16 protein-coding genes and 1 riboswitch are annotated in these 18295 nt (G+C 53.7%); all 16 genes read right to left on the reverse strand.

The window, feature by feature from the left end:
• Positions 1–101, reverse strand: a riboswitch (SAM riboswitch).
• A gap of 52 nt (positions 102–153) precedes the next feature.
• The 16 genes from KDN35_RS17775 to KDN35_RS17850 all read right to left on the reverse strand — a co-directional run bounded on the left by KDN35_RS17775 (position 154) and on the right by KDN35_RS17850 (position 18011).
• Positions 154–615, reverse strand: coding sequence for a hypothetical protein (locus KDN35_RS17775; RefSeq protein ID WP_171564169.1), 462 nt, complete (start codon positions 613–615; stop codon positions 154–156).
• Between the two features lie 27 nt (positions 616–642).
• On the reverse strand, positions 643–3198 hold the full coding sequence (locus KDN35_RS17780; RefSeq protein ID WP_171564168.1) for a S8 family peptidase: 2556 nt from the start codon (positions 3196–3198) through the stop codon (positions 643–645).
• Between the two features lie 234 nt (positions 3199–3432).
• Complete coding sequence (locus KDN35_RS17785; RefSeq protein ID WP_171564167.1) at positions 3433–4416, reverse strand: SLAP domain-containing protein; 984 nt, start codon at positions 4414–4416, stop codon at positions 3433–3435.
• A gap of 55 nt (positions 4417–4471) precedes the next feature.
• A complete protein-coding gene (locus KDN35_RS17790; RefSeq protein ID WP_171564166.1) occupies positions 4472–5437 on the reverse strand; it encodes an SLAP domain-containing protein in 966 nt (321 codons plus the stop codon).
• 102 nt (positions 5438–5539) lie between these two features.
• On the reverse strand, positions 5540–6490 hold the full coding sequence (locus KDN35_RS17795) for an accessory Sec system S-layer assembly protein (RefSeq protein WP_212133451.1): 951 nt from the start codon (positions 6488–6490) through the stop codon (positions 5540–5542).
• 215 nt (positions 6491–6705) lie between these two features.
• Positions 6706–7710, reverse strand: a complete 1005-nt coding sequence (locus KDN35_RS17800) for a copper amine oxidase N-terminal domain-containing protein (protein WP_212133453.1) — start codon at positions 7708–7710, stop codon at positions 6706–6708.
• A 138-nt stretch (positions 7711–7848) separates the two neighbouring features.
• Positions 7849–8802 carry an aldo/keto reductase family protein gene (locus tag KDN35_RS17805; protein ID WP_171564163.1) on the reverse strand — a complete coding sequence of 318 codons (954 nt, stop codon included), beginning with the start codon at positions 8800–8802 and terminating at the stop codon, positions 7849–7851.
• A 157-nt stretch (positions 8803–8959) separates the two neighbouring features.
• Positions 8960–10639, reverse strand: a complete 1680-nt coding sequence (locus tag KDN35_RS17810; protein ID WP_171564162.1) for a methyl-accepting chemotaxis protein — start codon at positions 10637–10639, stop codon at positions 8960–8962.
• A gap of 214 nt (positions 10640–10853) precedes the next feature.
• Complete coding sequence (locus KDN35_RS17815) at positions 10854–12068, reverse strand: glycosyltransferase family 2 protein (protein WP_171564161.1); 1215 nt, start codon at positions 12066–12068, stop codon at positions 10854–10856.
• Positions 12059–12910 carry a GGDEF domain-containing protein gene (locus tag KDN35_RS17820; RefSeq protein WP_212133455.1) on the reverse strand — a complete coding sequence of 284 codons (852 nt, stop codon included), beginning with the start codon at positions 12908–12910 and terminating at the stop codon, positions 12059–12061. Before KDN35_RS17820 ends, KDN35_RS17815 begins: the two co-directional genes overlap by 10 nt.
• 648 nt (positions 12911–13558) lie before the next feature.
• On the reverse strand, positions 13559–13894 hold the full coding sequence (locus KDN35_RS17825; RefSeq protein ID WP_171564159.1) for a hypothetical protein: 336 nt from the start codon (positions 13892–13894) through the stop codon (positions 13559–13561).
• 69 nt (positions 13895–13963) lie between these two features.
• Positions 13964–16081, reverse strand: a complete 2118-nt coding sequence (locus tag KDN35_RS17830; protein WP_212133457.1) for a bifunctional diguanylate cyclase/phosphodiesterase — start codon at positions 16079–16081, stop codon at positions 13964–13966.
• Positions 16082–16302: 221 nt separating this feature from the next.
• Positions 16303–16509 carry a hypothetical protein gene (locus KDN35_RS17835; RefSeq protein WP_212133459.1) on the reverse strand — a complete coding sequence of 69 codons (207 nt, stop codon included), beginning with the start codon at positions 16507–16509 and terminating at the stop codon, positions 16303–16305.
• Between the two features lie 62 nt (positions 16510–16571).
• Positions 16572–16853 carry a hypothetical protein gene (locus KDN35_RS17840; RefSeq protein ID WP_212133461.1) on the reverse strand — a complete coding sequence of 94 codons (282 nt, stop codon included), beginning with the start codon at positions 16851–16853 and terminating at the stop codon, positions 16572–16574.
• 308 nt (positions 16854–17161) lie between these two features.
• Positions 17162–17389, reverse strand: a complete 228-nt coding sequence (locus KDN35_RS17845; RefSeq protein ID WP_212133463.1) for a hypothetical protein — start codon at positions 17387–17389, stop codon at positions 17162–17164.
• Between the two features lie 148 nt (positions 17390–17537).
• Positions 17538–18011 carry a hypothetical protein gene (locus KDN35_RS17850; protein WP_212133464.1) on the reverse strand — a complete coding sequence of 158 codons (474 nt, stop codon included), beginning with the start codon at positions 18009–18011 and terminating at the stop codon, positions 17538–17540.
• Between the last annotated feature and the right edge of the window lie 284 nt (positions 18012–18295).

Raw genomic sequence — 18295 nt, forward strand, 5'->3', positions numbered from 1 at the left:
CTCTTATCGGCCAGAACAGATTTCCGTTCTGCTGGTTAGCACCGCTCAAGTCGGTTGCCGGGCTTCATAGGGCCAGTCCCTCCGCCTACTCTGGATAAGAGTATCCATTCGCATAATAGAATACTGGTTTTTCTCTTCGGTGTCAATATGCACTTAGCGGATTTCGTATTTGCCGCGCACCATGATGTAGGCCACGCCGCTGTAGTTCGGATCCAGCCGCAATCCGCGGTTGTCGGAGCGGGCGATCAGGAGCAGGTGATTGTGGGAAACCGGTGCACCGGCACGGAGATCCGCCCCCTGTGTAATGTCGGTCAGACCGTCTCCATTGTTGCCGGCGACAGCTTGCACCTGTCCGGTGCGGACGATGAATTCCGTCCCTTCAAAGCCGTACAGCGTCTGGCCCGGATTCAGCTCCACCACGGTCAATCCGCTGTTCCCGCCGCCTGCGCTGCCCAGCGCTCGCTGAATCTGCTGATCGACGTAGCTTTTCGTCACGACCGGGTCGTCTGCAGAACCCGGCACGCCGGCGCTTCCGCCGTCAGCCATCGCTTGGGAAGTAAAAATGGCCGTGCCGACAACTGCAGCTGCAATCAATCCTTTTGTCGCTTTGTTCATCTCGATGTCCTCTCCTTTAATTGTTGATCACAATTTGTAGACTCTGGCCAACAGAACGACTACTTCGGCTCGGGTCGCGCGTCCCTGCGGCTTGAAGAGATTCCCGTAGCCCTTCAGCCAACCTCTGGAGGTGAGCGCCTCGATCGCCGGAGACGCCCAGTGGCTGATCGGTACGTCACGGTATGACGACCTTGAGTGCTTGGTCAAAAGCAAGTTCTGGGCGCGGGCGGTCATCTGGGCCATCTCCGCCCGGGAGATGGGCTGGTTCGGCTTGATCGTCCGGTTGGGGTACCCCTGCATAATCCCCAGTTTATACGCCATTAGAAGCGGCTGGTAGGCCCAATGGGAGCTGGACAGGTCGCCAAACGGATTGCGGCCCGTATACGCCCCCACCGGCAGCCCTTTGGCCCGCATGGCTTGGATCAGCATGGTGGCAAATTGTGCCCGCGTCACCTGCTGATTCGGCTGAAACGTGGCATTGTCAAATCCCTTGACGACCCCTTTTCGAGTCAGCCGGGCGATTTCGGCGCGAGCCCAGTGACCGGCAATGTCCCGATAGCCGTCCACCAGCTTCTCCTTGTGCAGTGTGAGGCGGTAGGCATCGTATTTGAACGGGACCGTACTGCTCAATCGGATGTAGTACTTCCCAGGCTTGAGCTTTAATCCGATGACTTCCTTGCCTTGATCGGACAACTGGGCCACCTGATCGGTAGCAGCCAGCGCATAGTTAAAGGTATGGGACCCGTAGATCTCGATGCGCATCCCCTTGGACACGGGGACAAACGGCGCACGAACGCTGACGTAGGATTCCGAATCCACGGTAAATTGGAACCAATCTGAATCGGTATGGGTCGGCAAGGTGCCGGTCATCAATGTGCCGTTGGCCAGTTGAGAGGCCTGGCGATACGTATCGTTTGGTTCATTGACGTCCTTGCGAACCGGCGTGAAGGACAAATCCAGCCGGTACTCCCCGTTTACCTGATTGCCCCAGTATTCGCTGATGCGTATGTAATACTTGCCCGGCGACACATCTTTTTGTGCCCGCTCGACCGGGTTGTCCCGGTCCCAGGTGTCGTACTCTTCCCATCCCTGCCCCTGTTTGCCGATGCGCATGTTCAGATCCATTCGCTTGGTGTCAGGGGTAACCGTAATGTTCAGCCGGCCATACTCACGCACGTAGTAGGAAAACCAGTCCTGATCGCCTTCCTCGTGAAAATTGCCGGTCACGCTGATCTGATTCCCGACCAGGGGTCGCGCCGTATCCATGTTGTTGTTTCGCTCGTAGCGGTCCGGGTTGATCGAAAACGAGCTGGTCAGCACGTAGGTAAACGCGTTGACCCCGCCGGTTCGCTCCAGTTTGATCAGCATGCGTCCGGCCTTGGCCGGAACCGTCAGGGTATCGCCGTTGCCCATGTAATACGTGACAGGCGTACGATTTTCCGAATAGAACGTGGCGGCCATGGGGGACGATATCGAAGTGGATATAGAACCCCTCAGCGTCACTTTGCCATCGTAGGGAATATCCATCTTGTACCAGTCAATCGTGTCGGACTGGTTGAGCCGTCCGCGAATCTGCGACTCGATGGGAAACGGACTGGCTTGTCCCATGCTGTTGTTCGGCTCGTGAAAATCCGTCGAAGGGTTGCTTCGGACGGCCCGGTCGACATTGAGCAGGCCGTAGCCCGTCTGCCGGTCCCAGCCGCGCTCGCCCAGATCCGTGGCGGTCTGGTACAGAAGTTGTCGCACATCGAACGGCGACATGTTGGGACGGCGGGCCAGCACCAGCGCTGCGGCCCCCGCTACCTGGGGAGCAGCGGCCGACGTGCCGCTCAACGTGCCGTATTTGCCTCCGGGCTTGGTGGTGTACACGTTCATGCCGGGAGCCACCAGATTCAACTCCGGCCCCGAATTGGACTCGCTCAGCGGTTGGTTGTTGCTTTTGACCGCCCCGACAGCGATCACGGTCGGATACGCAGCCGGATAGGCGACCCGGTCGCTCTCGTTGCCGCTGGCCGCCACCAGCACCGCTCCGCTCGCTTCCGCCCGCTGGACCGCCTCCGTCAAGGCTTTGGAGTACGACATGCTGCTGACCGACATGAGGATCACCTTGGCCCCCCGGTCCAGCGCCATGTTTATCCCCTTGGCGATGACGTCAATATTGTCCTGCTGGCCGTATTTGTCCAGCACCTTGATCGGCAGGATGTGGGCGTTCCACAACACCCCGGACACCCCGATGCCGTTGTTCCCCTTGGCCGCGATAATCCCTGCCACCGCCGTGCCGTGTCCGTTTGCGCTGTCGTCATGCGCAGACTTTCCCGGATTCACCAGATTGATCCCCGGCAGTACATTTCCTTTCAAATCGGGATGGTTGGCATCCACCCCTGTATCCAGGACGGCGATGATGATGGAATTGTTGCTGTTGACCGTTTTCCACGCCTGGTCCGCCTTGATCTGCTTGAGATGGGTCTGGTTGTTGATGTACCGGTCCGACGTGATTCCGGCCGCTGACACGGTTCTGACATTCGCGATCACCGCCGCCAATCCGATGGCGACCACAAGCCCCAAAATGATAACTCTCCTCATGAAAATGACAGTCCTTCCTCCCCTGTTTTTCCCATGACGGCGAAACACAGGGAATCAGGTAGTGGCGGGTCACATGCCCTTCTCTGTACTTTCTACCATTTCTATCTATCTAGCATAGCGGAACAAACAGATGAAACGCAACCCTGTTGATCCAATACCTGGAACGTCATCCACCCAAACAGCAATACCCCCTTCTGCCACTGCGGCAAAAGGGGGTGGTTCTAAAACGTTTCGTTATTGCAATAAGCCATTCGGCTGCGAAGTTTTAGGCGCAGCCGGTCCTTTTTTCTGCTGCTTGGCTTTGGGGATGAAAGCGGTGCAATCAGCGGCTTTCACGCCTTCTTTCTTGATCGACGTTGCCGGGATTTCAAACGCCCACATCCGGCTGCCCTTGGCTTCCACCTTCAGGTTTTCCAGCGTGTAGTGGACGCGGGCCACTGCATCTCCAGCCTTGTCGTGCACGATAATCGGCACTTCCGTAAATTCCAGACGCTTGTTCAGCCCGTTGCGGAACAGCACGACCACCTTCAGGCCGTTGTTGGTTCCATCCAAAATGTCCAGCACCTGCAGGTCCACCAGGTCATCTTCAACCGGCAGAGCAGCTGCCTTGTCCTGGTACTGCTGCTGCTCCTCTTCGGTCAGCTCTCCGCCCAGCATTTCCGGGTGCTCGGCTGTTTTCTCAGGTTTCTTGTATTCCAGTGTGAGCGGCACTTCCTTATCCGGCAGCTCCTCAAACTCGCTCCACGGGAACAGGAACTCACACGGACGGCTCGACTTGTCGCCGACCGGCCCAAACTCCAGCAGATGGAACGTTTTGCGGGCGACGACTTTTCCATCCGGAGTGACCAGTCTCAGCGGCAGCCGTTGAAACAGCATGTTGCGGCTGGTGGCATTGCGGATAAAGGTAAGCACCAGGTACCCTTCCTGCGTCACCTGAGTAAAGAACGGGAAGATCCCCACTTCGTCCCGCACCACGGGCGGCAGCTCGTCGTGAATGTACTGCATCAGCTCGGCTTCCTGCTCATCCAGCTTATCGCCCCAGGGGCCGTGCAGGTTCAAGACCATTTCCTTGGACGGGATGCGATTGGACGACTGCTCCGGATTGTCGATCCCGGACACGCCCAGATAAGACTCCTTTTGCAGGTGATTGTGCACATCTTCGCGCACTTGCTCCAGGCTCTCTTTGGAGCCAAACCAGTTTTCCAGCAACCAACTCATGTCAAAACCTCCTCATTTCCCGACCAGCGGATACAGGTAACAAATGCAGGGGCGGTCAGGTAACCTCCAGCATCCATCGTTTCAGGCTGGCGTTTTTCTTTTTCACCGCATTTTCCGGGAAGACAAACAGCCACGGTCGACTTGTCCGCGGACGGACCCGAATGCTGCTGCCGTCGATGATCCCGGTTGCGACCACATCGCCCTCCGTGTCGGATACGGTGATCGTCAATTTACCCGGGCGATAGTCTACCGGCAAGCCATTGCGGAACAGTACAGCCACCACCAGCTCTCCCCTTTTCGTCCAGCCGATGTCAAAGCCGGTAGCCTCAACGGTTTCGGCTTCAATCGGCGGTAGCGAATGGCTCAAGAGCTCCAGGCGGTCTTTTTGCCGTTCGGTCATGCGTGCTTCCATCTGCGGGTCAAGGTCGAGATGTTTGGGCCAGACGTAAGGGTTGGCCTGCGCCTTCATCATCACTTTCCAGCGTGAGAATCTGAAATTCTCATGCAGGTACGTGCCCTCCGGAAAGAATACTTCCCACGGACGGCTGCTGCGCGGCGGGATCGATCCCATTCCGCTCAGGTCAACCCGCTGACGAGCAAACGGCTTGTCATCCAGATAGATCGCCAGGGTAATGTCTTTAAACCGCACTGGTTGATCCAGACCATTGCGGACAAACATTGCCACAGTAAGGCCCTCCGGATTCGGAATCAGGCTGAATCCGGTCACGCTGATGCTTCCGGCCGGCACATCCGGCAGTTGTGCCTGCAGAAAACGGAGGGTGTACTTTTTCTCGTTGTCCAACTGCTGCTCCCAGGCCGGGTGAAGGGACAGGTCCGTCCTCACTTTCTGGTTCCCGGCCTCCGCAGCCGGCACGGACTCCCCTGCTTCAACCTCCGCCTCCTGTTCGCTCAGTTCGGCAAAATCGACAGCCGCATCTTCCTGAATCTCTTGTTTCAACTCTTCCATGGAGCGCGTTTTTCCCTGCTCCTTGTTCAACCAATTCTTAAAAAAGGAAAACATCTGCATCCTCCTCTCCTGACCGCAGCACATATGAAGCTTCTCTCTATGATAAGACTTTTCGGCGGGCGGGGTCAAATGGCCGCAAGCGATTAAACGCCCGCTTTACCCCTGCGGCACGCCCACCTTCCAGCGAGAGAAGTCCGCGTCATCCTTCAACACACTTTCTTTGGGGTAGATAAACATCCACGGTTTGCTGGTATTGGCGTTGACGGTCAACCCCCCCAGTTCAAACAGCCCTTCCGCCACCTTGTCTCCTGCCGCGTCGTAAAGGGCGAGCGGCAGCTTTTCGATGGACAGCGATTGCGTCGACCCATTGCGGATCAAAAGCATCGCGTGCAGTGCACCATCCTCCGCCCGGCGAAGCTGTACACTCTGAATGTTGACTTCCCCTTCCTTTAGCGGCGGCAGCCGTTTGGCCAGTTCGATCAGGGACTGTTTCTGCTCGTCCGTCAGCGCCTTGATCCACGACTCTTCCAGTTCCAACTGCTGAGGCAGCACCAATTTTTTCTGTGCCAGCTCAAACGCAATCTTCCAGTTGGTGAGCAAAACGTTTACCTGCAGGAAGTACTCCCGCTTAAACACAAACGTCCACGGTCTGGCCGCGAACGGCGGAATTTCGCCCAGCTCTCCCAGGTCAAACGTCTGTCGGGTGAACAACTGCTGATCCCCAAACAACACGACCAGCGGCATCTCCCCCAGGCGCAGAGGCCGGTTGGTGCCGTTGCGCAGGAAAGCCGTCACCTGAACACCGTCATCGTGCGGGACAAGCGAAATGCCGGCCAGGGAAATATTCCCCTCCTGCAGCGGCGGCAGTTCCTGTGCCATAAACGACAACGCGTATTTCTCCTGCGTAGTCAGCCGCTTTTCCCACGACTCGTGCAGCGACAGGGATGTAGTCACGCCAGCCGCCTTGGACTCCGTCTCTTTTTGCTCCGGCGCCTTCTCGGACACGTCGGTATCCGCTACCGGCAATACCGACTCCTCCTGCACCTGTTTTTTCACATCTTCCGGCGTCGGCGTTTTCCCCAATATGTTTTTCAAAAAGGATAACATAACGTCTCTCCCAACTTTTCTCTACATCTATATGTAAAGGTTTATAGAGATGCTGTTCGTACTCAACTATAGCACAGTGAGCCCTTAATGCAACATCGAAAACTTGGTATCCGTTGGAACGCGTGTTGGATGCGGGCACGGTGCCTTCTAAAACAAATTGAGAGGGCAAAACCTGCGTATGGTTCGCCCTCTCGTTTCGACTCAGAGTGTTGTCTTTACGGCGTCGTCACCGTCTGTGTGCCGGAGCCGGCCGATTCGGAAGCCTCGCCGGTTGGTGCCGTTTCTGAGGCAGCGGATTCCGATGTGTTTGACGCTTCGCTCGCGTCTGCTGCCGGTGAGGGCGCTGGTTCTTCCCCTTCTCCGCTTGGTGCCGGTGTCTCCGGTGTGGTGTCAATATCGTCGGTTCCCGTCAGGCTGCCATCCTCGATGATGATCAGATCCCCTTTCTCCTGATAACCGACTTTTGCCTTCAGCGTTTCCCCGATAAAACGGAGCGGCAAAAAGAGGCGGCCTTTTTTGATCACCGGCGGGGTCTCCAGCTTGATCTTCTCCCCGTTCACTTCCGCTTCGCCGGAATCGAGATACAGCGTGATCTTGTTGTCGCCGCGCACCACTTCGACGGTGCGGGTCTCCCCGTTCCACTTCACCTCGGCCTTCAGCGCAGCGCCGATGGCACGCACAGGCACCAGGGCGCGTCCCTTTTCCACGAACGGGGCGGTGTCCATCACGACTTCTTTTCCATTGACAAACGTCTTCAGCGACGTGTCGCCCGTTTTCTCGTACAGTTCGCCCAGCTTGTCGAACAGTTTCTGATCGCCTGGTTTATAGAAGCGGTTGAGCAGTTCTTTTTGAACGTCCAGCGCCTGCTTCAGTTCGGACTGCTGCTCCAGCATCCTGGTCAGCTCTTCGTATTTCGCTTTCAGTTCTTCCGTTGCCTCTTTGACTTGCTTCAACTGCTGACGCAGTTCGATCAGTTCCTTCTTGGTCTTGACAGCTTGCTGGACGGCTTCTTTTGGAGACACGCCTCCTGCGGTCGAACCGGAAGGCTTGTCCTTATCCGGTTTTCCCTTGTCCTTGCCCTTTCCCTTGGCGTCTTTGTCCACTTGACCGCCACCGTTCCCTTTTTGGACTTCTTTTACCGGTTTTTCCGCATGGACCGCGGCCAGCGGCGTACAGGCCAGCAGGGTGAGCACCAAACTTGCAGACAGCCATCTTTTCATCGAATGTCCCTCCCGCTTGCACCAGAAGTAATACATGCTCTGTTTACCATATCGGCAAATCGGCGGGAACTTGATAGAGGAAAGAGGGCCGGCTAAAAAACAGCAAGCCCCACGGAAATGGGGCGCCGGGTTATGGCATCATGCCTGTTCCAGAATCTTGTCGATAGTGGCCAGCGTCTCGTCCGGAATCGTCATCCCGGAGGCTTTCACGTTGTGTTCCACCTGCTCGGGCACGCTCGCTCCGATGATCGCGCTGGAGACGTTCGGTTGGCGCAGCGTCCAGGCCAACGCAAGCTGGGCCAAGGAAAGCCCCAGTTCTTCGGCGATGGGACGCAGACGCTCCACCTTGTGCAGGTTCTCTTCTTTCAACCACGATTTCACTGTCTGATTGCCGCGTTTGTCGGCCGCCCGGCTGCCCGCAGGTGCCTCATTCACCGTTCGGTACTTGCCGGCAAGCACGCCCTGCGCCAGCGGCGAATAGACGACCTGTCCGATGCCGTTTCGCTCGCACAGCGGAATGATTTCCTTCTCAATCTCTCTTGCAAACATGTTGTACAGCGGTTGATTCGCCACGATCCGGTGCAGCAGGTATTTGTCCATGATCGATAATGCTTCGGCGATTTGCGCCGCTGTCCAGTTGCTGATACCGACATACAGCACCTTGCCCTGCCGGACGAGATCGTCCATCGCCCGCAGCGTCTCTTCCATGGGGGTGTCGTTGTCGAAGGCGTGGCAGTAGTACACGTCGATGTAATCGAGACCGAGCCGCTTCAGGCTCGCTTCGCACTGTTCCATGATGTGCTTGCGGGACAATCCCCGGTCGTTGGGTCGATCGCCCATCGGTCCCCAGACTTTGGTCGCCAACACGTACGACTCGCGGGGATACTTCCGCAGGGCCTCACCGACCACCTTCTCCGCTTCCCCCTTCATGTAAATGTTGGCTGTGTCGAAGAAGTTGATTCCCAGTTCATAGGCCTTGTCGATGGTGGAGATCGCCTCCTCCCTGCCGACATAGCCTCCGTACGTCAGCCAGCTTCCCAGGCTGATTTCGCTCACTTTCAATCCCGAGTTTCCGAGACGACGGTAATTCATCTTCGTTCCCTCCCGAGAAAGTATTCGAAAGCGGGTAGCTAATGCGACTCTTTCTCAATTTTATCACGAAGCTGTCCGAGTGCTTCAAGATGTCAAGAGGCAGACTCAACAGAAAGACCCCATCAATAACGATGAGGTTCTTTTCCAACACGTTTTTCTACACCCGAAAACGCGAAATATGTTGCTGCAAGTCCTCAGACATTTTTGCCAGCGCCAGGGCGGAAGACGAGATTTCTTCCATCGAGGCCAACTGCTCTTCCGCAGCGGCAGACACATTCTGCGTTCCAGCGGCCGTTTCATTCGCCACTTCCCGGATCAAGGTGATGGAACGCACGATTTCTTCCACAGACGCCGACATCTGCTGCGCGCTGGCGGAAACCTCCTGAATCTGCACGGCTACATCATTCACGGAGCGCTGGATGTGCGCGAAAGACGTCCCTGCCTGGGTCACGACGTCCATTCCTTCGTTCACTTCATCTTTTACCTGATCCATGGAAGTGACCGCCTTCTCCATCTGCCCGTGGATCAACGAAATGACGTCGTGGATTTGATTTGCAGACGCCGCCGACTGCTCCGCAAGTTTGCGCACTTCATCGGCAACGACCGCAAATCCCCGCCCGTGCTCACCCGCTCTTGCCGCTTCGATGGCTGCGTTCAGCGCCAACAGATTGGTTTGAGAGGCGATGTCGGAGATCACCTGAACAATCTGGCCGATTTCTGCGGAACGTTCGCCCAATTCCTTGATGACTGCTGCCAGATCGTTCACCTTGTCGTGAATCGATCCCATCTGTTCGCCGGCGGTTTGGATCGCCCGATTCCCTTCCTCTGCCACCTGGGCTGCCTGTATGGACGAGGCGGATACCTGCTGGGCGTTTGCCGCAATTTGTTGGATTCCCTGCGCCATCTCTTGAACAATCTGGGCGCTTTGCCCCACACTGACGGCCTGCTGCTCGGAGCCTGAGGCGACTTCCTGCACAGTGGAGGCGATTTGCTCCGTAGCTTTACTTGTTTGCTCCGCACTGGCTGTCAGCTCTTCAGCGGAAGCAGCCACCTGCTCGGCGCTGATGCGCACCTGCTGAATCAAGCCGCGCAAATTGTTTTTCATGACCGTAAAGGAATGAACCAGTTCCCCGATCTCGTCTTTGTTGGTTACAGAAAGATCGTCTGCCGTCAGGTCGCCGGACGCAATCGTTTCAACCGAGGACTTGAGCCGCACAACGGGCCGCGAAATCAGTCGGGATACCACGTAGCCAATGCCAATCGCCAGGATGACCGCGATCCCGCTGATCACCCATACCGTTATCTCCACGCTGTTTACCATCGCGGCGTTTTCCTGAGTGGCCTGGGTCATGAGCTTCTGCTGTCGTTCACTGATCTGTTCCGCGATGGTTTGCATATCCCGTGAAATCGGAAACAATGAGGTCGTGGCAAAGGCCAGAGCCTGCTCGTTCCCTACTGAAACGATCAGACTTTTCGATTTTTGGAACTGCTTGTTCAGTTGTTCAATCTGGCTGAGATACACTTTGGTTTCCTGCGTATCGGCCAGTTCCATGGAGATTGAGACCAATTCCGACAACGTCTTGCTTGTATCCTCCACTCGCTGCAGCGATGCTGCATTGTGGGTCAGCAAATAGTCTCGCAAACTGTTGTTCAGTTGGGTCGCGTTCACTTGAATGTTCTTCGCGTTCAAGAGAATGACAGCTCTTCGGTTCATGACTTCAGAGAACGAACTGTCCACTTTATTGAGGAAGTAAAGTGACAGGCCGCTTACCATTACCAAAAGAAGTACGACTGATAAAAATCCGGCGGTTACTTTTCTGCCAATCGTCCATCTCATGTCTCTACTCCTCCGATTGATAGGGACTTGCGTCTCAGACTGTTCGCTCACGACCTTGTCAGATAGGAAAAAATACCAAAGAGAAGATAGTATCAAACTACCACGAGAACGCGTAATGGTCAATGCCCCCTGTCATGCGCTCGCCCGGCTCACCACTGTGTCCAAAAAAATACCCTTCGCCGGTAAACGACGAAGGGCCAGTAATATCGCCTGTCTAAAATCTGAGGGTCTTGTCCCATACCGGCTCCACGTTCACGCGCCGACGCTTGTACTCCAGGACAGCGGCGCGCACCAGCAGGAACAGCCACAGCTGCGAATAGGTAACATACATGATAAAGGAGACGGCCAGATTGACGGGACTTGCCATGTCGTCCGCCACTTCCGCGCTCAAGAGTTGGATCACGTAGATCAGCCACGCCTCAAACCACAGCAGGAGCAGGGGGACCGTGTACGACGTGTGGACGATCCCCAGCACGCCCAACAGAAACCACGCATCGGAAATGAACAAGACAGCCGCAAACACAATGTAGATGGACAAAATGTGAACCGCGTGCAAAACAACGTGCCGCTCGCGCCACGCCGGCTGTTCAAACATTTTACCGATCAACTGCAAGTTGCCCTGCATCCATCTCGTTCGCTGTCTCAGCCACACGGCAAATGTCTGAGGCTCCTGCTCCCATGAGCGCGCCTGCGGTACAATCGGCAGCTTCCCTCCCAAAGCGGCAAGCGAGATCGACAGGTCGGCATCCTCGGCCAGGGCGGACGAATCCCAGCCGCCAGCGGCGACAATCGCCTCGCGCTTCACCACCAGATTGGTTCCGGTCAGCGTTCCCAAGCCAAACAAATACCACCGTCCGCATTGCATCAGCAGTTGGAAGACGGCAAACTCCAGGGCGATCATTCGCGTCAGCCCGTTTTTCTCCGCGTTCAGGGTTTTCACGTAGCCGACAGCCCCTGCCGCCCCCGGCGTCTGCACGGCCGCCTCGATCAACAGCCGCAGGGCGTCCGGCTCCGGCTGGTTGTCGGCGTCATACACGGCGATGTATTGTTCCCGCGCCAGCGTCAGACCGTAGTTCAGCACCCGTCCCTTTCCCTTCGGCGTTCCCGGGGGGACTTTGACATGACGAATGTGGGGAAACATCGACGCGTAATAGTCGGCGATGTCCCCGGTGGCGTCGGAGGAACTGTCGTTCAGTACATACACCGTCAGCGGCCCGTCATACTTTAGTCTCGCCATGGCATCCAGCGTCTGGGCCAAGACCTTTTCCTCATTGTAGGCGGCGATGAGAATGGCGACGCTGGGGTATTCGTCAAGCGGAGGGGATGGAGCCGTTTTTGACCGGAACGCAAGACCGGCGACACACAGCACCGAATAATAGAGAAGCAGCAGCCAAAACAAGGCCGCAATAACAGGCAGGATCACTGACACGGTTCAGGAACTCCTCTCCGCTGCACGGATGCGTCATAATCCGCACTCCATTCTTCCAGCAGGGCCTCCACCGCAGACCAGTCCTGGAACACGAACAAGTCTTCAAGCCGCACCCACGACATGACCAGGTCTGCGCGAATCCTGCGCTGCTGGTGCAGCAGCCGGTGAAACCGCCGCAGCATGCGATGAGCCCCTTCCCGGTCGCAGCGCTGCAGCACAATCGCGATCGTCGAGGGCGAAATGCGTCCCACAATGTCAAACTGATCGCGCACGGACTTAAGCGCCGCCTCTCCCACCACCTGCAGCACCGTTTCCGGCGTGTAGCGCTGACCGCCAAACCCGTCAACGTATGAAGGAACGGGCACAAACACAATCATGCCCGGTTCGTTTCGCCGGCGCAGGGAGACCATGATCGCTTTCAAGCGGTCCTTAAACTCATTTGCACTGAGCACAGACACCGCCTCGTCCATTTTGCGCAGCGCGGCAATCTGCCGCTGCGCTTCCTCATATTGACGTGCCCACCTGCGCAGCTCAGTCGCCTGCGCCCATGACGCAGCCATCAGCACCAACACCGCAAGCTGATATACGATGGATTGGGATTGCGTACCAATGTCCCACCCCAATTTCCATCCCTGTGCCACAGCAAAAAAGGCGTGTAGCAAAATGACGGCGACCAGCAAGGTGAAGGAGCCGAGTGGGGACAAGTACAGGAACAGACCGTACAGCAGGGCAGCGGCTACCAATACAAGCCAGGCGACGCTCACAGGCACCTGCATGACCAGCCAGACTGTCAGCGCGATTTGAATCAGCGTTAATGCGGCAATACCAATGCTTCGTTTCATGACTCTTTTCCCGATTCTATGACTTTGATATCATGCTGTCTCGTATTATGGCACCAGTCAATTATATTGGCCATCAACAATTTATACCACATACGCTCTGGACTGCTTTCGGTCAGTGACAGACCAACAACAGGCACAAGAAAACCGTTCCGCTCGATTCCAACGACTTGATTGTGCATGAAATAAAAGTATTCACACATTTACCAACAGAGTTATTAACAAACTGTGGATAAGTGATTGAGAGTACGTGGCCGCTGCAAAAGAAACAGCCACTCGATTTCCGAGTGACTGCCAGACTGAAGACAAACGGTTCATTGAGTTAGCGTCCACAAAAAATGATTTCCAGGCCGAAAGGCCTGCCCATTCATCAACCGAAGCGGAAGACAATGGGCATCGCATGGCGGGATGGGCCAAGCGAGCTCCTTTGACGACCGACTCAGCGGAAAAACGAAGACGCGGGAATCAACAGGGGACACAAGTCTCACTTCATCGAAACACCCAGATGTTTGTCCCCTGCCCGCGTCTCGTTTTGGAGCGAACTTCATCCGCTTCTGTACTGGGCGTCAAGAGAGCGAGCGGGCCCGATCTCCCATGCGCCGCGAACTTTGACTACACGCTGACAGCCACTCGATTTCCGAGTGACTGCTGTCATGTCGCTTTTGCGATGCCTGAACAAAATGCCAGCAACCGTTCTTCAGCCAACGCTGCATCTCCTCTGATTTCAAACAGCATTTTCAAATGGCTGGCTTGCGAGATCGACAGTCGTGCCGCATGATACAGATCGGGCTTTTTCTGTGAAACGACAATCATCACTTCCGACACCGGCGAGACGATCCCCTTTATTCGCAACAGTTCGTTCAGGATGAAAATGAACTGTTTCACAGTCACTCTGTCGGCTGAATTGTTCAGCGCCAGGACTTCTTCAATTAATTGTTTGGCACGTTCCTTCTGCAGCGCCTTGAAATTGGGTATATGCAGTTCCATGATTTCACCTCTCTCCTGCAGATACCCTGATCGTTCGGAAAATAAACCTGACGAGTTCGACGTGTGTGGTCACGCCTCAGCCGCTTTCAGCAAGGTTTCTATTTCCTGACGCGGGATTGGTTTGCTGAACAGATAGCCTTGTCCTTCGCGGCAGCCTTCTGCATGCAGGAAAGCCAACTGCTCTTCCCTTTCCACACCCTCGGCAATCACATTCAGGTGCAGGGTTTGGGCAATGGTCAAGATCGCCCGGACAATCGCCTGACTTTCCTTGTTCGTGTGCACATCCCGAATAAAGGAAGCGTCAATTTTTATCGTGTCGACCGGGAGATGTTTGACGTAGCTGAACGAGCTGTAGCCCGTTCCAAAGTCATCGATCGAAATATGGACGCCCAGATCGCGAATCGATTGCAGGATCGGGACCGCATTGTCCGTTTCCGCGAAGATGCTCTCCGTAATCTCAAGCTCCAGCCACTGCGGTTCCAGTCCGGTATCCTCCAGAATCTCCCTGACTCTCTCCACCAGATCGGGTTGAAAAAACTGCCGTACGGACAGATTGACCGATACGCGAAAAGGGGCGTACCCTTCTGCCTGCCAGGCTCGATTTTGCTCGCAAGCACGGCGCAGAATCCATTCCCCGATCGGGACGATCAGCCCTGTCTCTTCTGCGATCGGAATAAACTTGTTGGGCGGGATTCTTCCCAATTCCGGATGATTCCAGCGGACAAGCGCCTCCGCTCCCACCAGCTTTCCGGTCAGCAGCTCATATTTGGGTTGATAATCAATGTGGAAATGCTCGTGCTCCATCGCTTTACGCAGTTCATTTTCCAACAGGATGCGTTCCAACGATTTCTCTTCAATGGACGGATGGAAAAATTCAAATCCATTCCTTCCGCGTTCTTTCACAAAATACAGCGCCATATCCGCCCGTTTCAGCAGCTCGTCGGCCTCTCGTCCATCTGCAGGAAAGACAGCAATGCCCATGCTGCAGGAAAGATTGTGCTGTCGGCCATTAACCTCCAGCGGTTCTTCCAGCCGCTCGCGAATTCTCTGGGCGATTTGATCCACCTGGTCTCTGCCCGATATGTGGGGCAGCAAGATGGTAAACTCGTCTCCTCCCAAACGAGCGACCACATCGTTTTCCCCGAGGCACTGCTTGATTCTTTTCGCAATCTCTGCGAGGATGACATCGCCCACTTCATGTCCCCACGAATCGTTGATTTGCTTAAACCGGTCCACGTCGAGAAACATGACCGCCAATTGGGACTGGAATCGCTTCGCCTGGTACACTTCTTTTCGCAAGCGATCAACAAAGAGCCTGCGGTTGGGCAGATCCGTCAACGTATCATGGTAGGCCAAATGGAAAATGGTTTGTTCCCATTGTTTTCTTTCCGTTACGTCCCGCATGACGAGCACCAGGTTCTTTACATCGCCGCACGAGTCCAGGATCGGGTTCCCTTTTGTTTCCAGATAGAGGACCCGTCCGCTGTTGGTGCGGACACGAAATTCCAGTAGAGATGACGCTTTTCGCGCTGCACAGATTTCCTTGAGATAATTCGTCACCAGTTCGCGATCTTCTTCATGCACCCATTGCAGCAAATGACTTGTCCCCAGCTCGCCTGCATCATCGCCGAAAAAGGTCTGATGCGATGGAGAAAGGTACAGAAACGTGCCTTCGCAATCAATGATGGCAATTAAATCGGAGCAGTTTTCCGCAATCACGCGATACTTTTCTTCACTTTGCCTCGCCTCTTCTTCGGCTTTCTTGCGCAGACTGATATCATTTCGGATCGAGACGTACTGATACGGTTTCCCCTGTTCGTTTACAAACGGCACAATGGTGGTGTCCACCCAGTAAAAGGAACCGTCCTTTGCCCGATTGCGTATTTCGCCGCGCCAGACTTGCCCCGCTCCAATGGTCGCCCACATCTCCTTGAAGAACTCTTTCGAATGGTACCCCGAATTCAAAATGCGATGATCCTGGCCGATCAGTTCTTCCCGTGTATATTTCGAGATGGCACAAAACTGATCATTGGCGTGCATAATGATGCCGCGATGATCGGTAATGGCCAAAATGGAAGATTGGTCCAACGCATATTTGATATCTGCCAGCTCTTTGACAACACGTGTCAGCTTCTCGTCTGTTTTAGACAGAAGGTACTCCAGTTGATGGTCAGTCAACGTTTTCATCTGCTCTCACCCACGACTCGAAGTTACAAAACTCCAAAAAACGGAAATTTTTTACGATCATTATACATGATTGTCCACTTATATGGCGCACATCTCACCATGCATTCCTTGTCATTTCTTTGAACGCGTCCTGATCGTCGGAGCCGGCATCTCAGCCGAAAAAAGCATGTCCGAAAAAGGAAAACCGGCGTATGGGACCACATGCGGCCGCGGACGCCGGTTCATTTGCTGACAGTCCAGCGCGATTCTCCATGCGAATCGCGCAGGTACAAACCTTCTGTTGTTACAACGGCTCCAATCATTTCCATACTTTCTGGATTTCCGATGAACATCGGCATGTTCAAATCATAGTTTGACCAGATACATACCTGCATCTTTTCAAAAACAAATACAGTCGAAACAGCTTCCCGCAGACCCAGCTCCAGCAATACTTCCAGGTCAGCGAGTTCTTCGATATATACATGATCACGGTCATGCTGATGAAGTTTATTCAGAATCGCAGTCGCGATCTTTTCCTTGATAAGGCAAGGGAAGCGGCCTTGTTGTTGTCTTCAATGGTTTTCGGGAATCTGTCGAGGATAAATGATTGTGCTCGAAACCGCGAAGAAATGAGGTCGAAATGTTCTACTAACAACGTACTTGCGTCGGAATCTCTTTTTGGATCTTCGTTTATGTTCCAATGATCCGGAAACATGGACACGACTACGCTGGCAAAGTCGTTCATGCAAACACCCTGCTTCATGGCTGTTTTATCGCTGCATAGCTGAATCATAGTACTTGCTAATTCCGTTTTTTCAGTTCCTCCCTAATTTCGATTAGCACTTGATATATTCGTTTCAATCCATAACTGGTTTCCGAACGATCGATTGCGCGTTTTACAACCCAATACAGGATAAGGAATTGGACAGCAGCGATTATGATCCACAACACAATATTTTCCACGGGAATCGCCTCCTCCCCCTCCATTTTCACACATTTCCAGTTGTTTATCAATTGTTACAGATTTTGTTGGGCTTGAGGGAGATATAATCGGGGATATGCTGTAAACAAATTAGCGTGCTTGTTCGAAAGTCAGCCAGCTTAGGTACAACAAGCCACATAATCAGCCTCATCGTTTACATTTAACCAGAGGGAACCATCTTGTTCCACCTTAAAATCCAGCTCGTTCCTTTTCAGCATGTCAACAAATTCAGCAGGGGCAAAATCAGATATCTTGTAGTATTTCTTTTCTTGAGTAAATGCAAGATATCCAATAATGGCTACTGGTATCAATAGTATCGCAGTAAGAAAATACGTGGCTTTTTTCATTTTCTCACTCCAGTTGGATTTTACTATTATTGCGCAACTCGTTGGTTAAGCGTTTCAGTAAGGCAGTTATAAAAATCTTAACTACTGGCACCAGGATGCTCTTTTCGTACGCTTTTTGTTGGTTATTACTCTTTCAAATTAAGAAGTCTTAGCCCTTAAGCTCAAAGATTTTACTCCAAACTTTCGTATCTCGGAATAGGAAACTGTCAATTTGCGATTCGATATAAGCGTAGATGAGAGGAGGATTGTATATCTCTCCCTTTCTCAGGTAGCTTATGGTCAGATCTCCATCAAAATCGGGCGTAAGGGAAAATATTGTATCTGCTCCTCCTGCCTTTTGTCCTTCGTATGTAATTCCGTTTTCCTCTTGAAAAGATTTCGGACTAAATTCAAGATATCTGTTATCAGCGAATATCGTTAGTTTTGTGGACCCCTTGGGTATCTCCCCAATAATGTGAACAGTTACTTTTGTAAATTGGCCAATGTCGTGCTTGGTTAATTGTAATTGTATATTTTTCACCAATAATGATGTATTGTGCTTCACCTGATAAAACTCATACACAACCAGACTTCCGATGACGAGTAATATTACCAGGAATGTGAGCCTTATGTGTTTTTTCACTTTCTTCCTCCTTTTTACAACTCATTTAATAAATAACTCTTACTAAGATTATACTTATACCTAAAATTAGTGGTTAAACAAATGCTTCTGCCCAACCGTCAATAATCATTTCTTATTGTGTTTGACACTCAGCCAACCATGCCCTTGCAGGGGGAGACAAGCCTATTACACGAAAAAACCCCAGACGAGTGTTGGTTACTCGTTGGGGGTTCATCAATATATCTTATCTTTCGTTAGCTAAGCCTATCGTAACTTCTCCTTCATGGTAAAATTCGATTACATAA

It is taken from the genome of Brevibacillus sp. NL20B1 (assembly GCF_018195675.1).
Lineage (GTDB): Bacteria > Bacillota > Bacilli > Brevibacillales > Brevibacillaceae > Brevibacillus > Brevibacillus aydinogluensis.

Bases quoted from the DNA above. Each gene is read 5' to 3' on its own strand.
- KDN35_RS17775 (WP_171564169.1), bottom strand. From the start codon at position 615: ATGAACAAAGCGACAAAAGGATTGATTGCAGCTGCAGTTGTCGGCACG.
- KDN35_RS17780 (WP_171564168.1), bottom strand. From the start codon at position 3,198: ATGAGGAGAGTTATCATTTTGGGGCTTGTGGTCGCCATCGGATTGGCG.
- KDN35_RS17785 (WP_171564167.1), bottom strand. From the start codon at position 4,416: ATGAGTTGGTTGCTGGAAAACTGGTTTGGCTCCAAAGAGAGCCTGGAG.
- KDN35_RS17790 (WP_171564166.1), bottom strand. From the start codon at position 5,437: ATGTTTTCCTTTTTTAAGAATTGGTTGAACAAGGAGCAGGGAAAAACG.
- KDN35_RS17795 (WP_212133451.1), bottom strand. From the start codon at position 6,490: ATGTTATCCTTTTTGAAAAACATATTGGGGAAAACGCCGACGCCGGAA.
- KDN35_RS17800 (WP_212133453.1), bottom strand. From the start codon at position 7,710: ATGAAAAGATGGCTGTCTGCAAGTTTGGTGCTCACCCTGCTGGCCTGT.
- KDN35_RS17805 (WP_171564163.1), bottom strand. From the start codon at position 8,802: ATGAATTACCGTCGTCTCGGAAACTCGGGATTGAAAGTGAGCGAAATC.
- KDN35_RS17810 (WP_171564162.1), bottom strand. From the start codon at position 10,639: ATGAGATGGACGATTGGCAGAAAAGTAACCGCCGGATTTTTATCAGTC.
- KDN35_RS17820 (WP_212133455.1), bottom strand. From the start codon at position 12,910: ATGAAACGAAGCATTGGTATTGCCGCATTAACGCTGATTCAAATCGCG.
- KDN35_RS17825 (WP_171564159.1), bottom strand. From the start codon at position 13,894: ATGGAACTGCATATACCCAATTTCAAGGCGCTGCAGAAGGAACGTGCC.
- KDN35_RS17830 (WP_212133457.1), bottom strand. From the start codon at position 16,081: ATGAAAACGTTGACTGACCATCAACTGGAGTACCTTCTGTCTAAAACA.
- KDN35_RS17840 (WP_212133461.1), bottom strand. From the start codon at position 16,853: ATGATTCAGCTATGCAGCGATAAAACAGCCATGAAGCAGGGTGTTTGC.
- KDN35_RS17845 (WP_212133463.1), bottom strand. From the start codon at position 17,389: ATGAAAAAAGCCACGTATTTTCTTACTGCGATACTATTGATACCAGTA.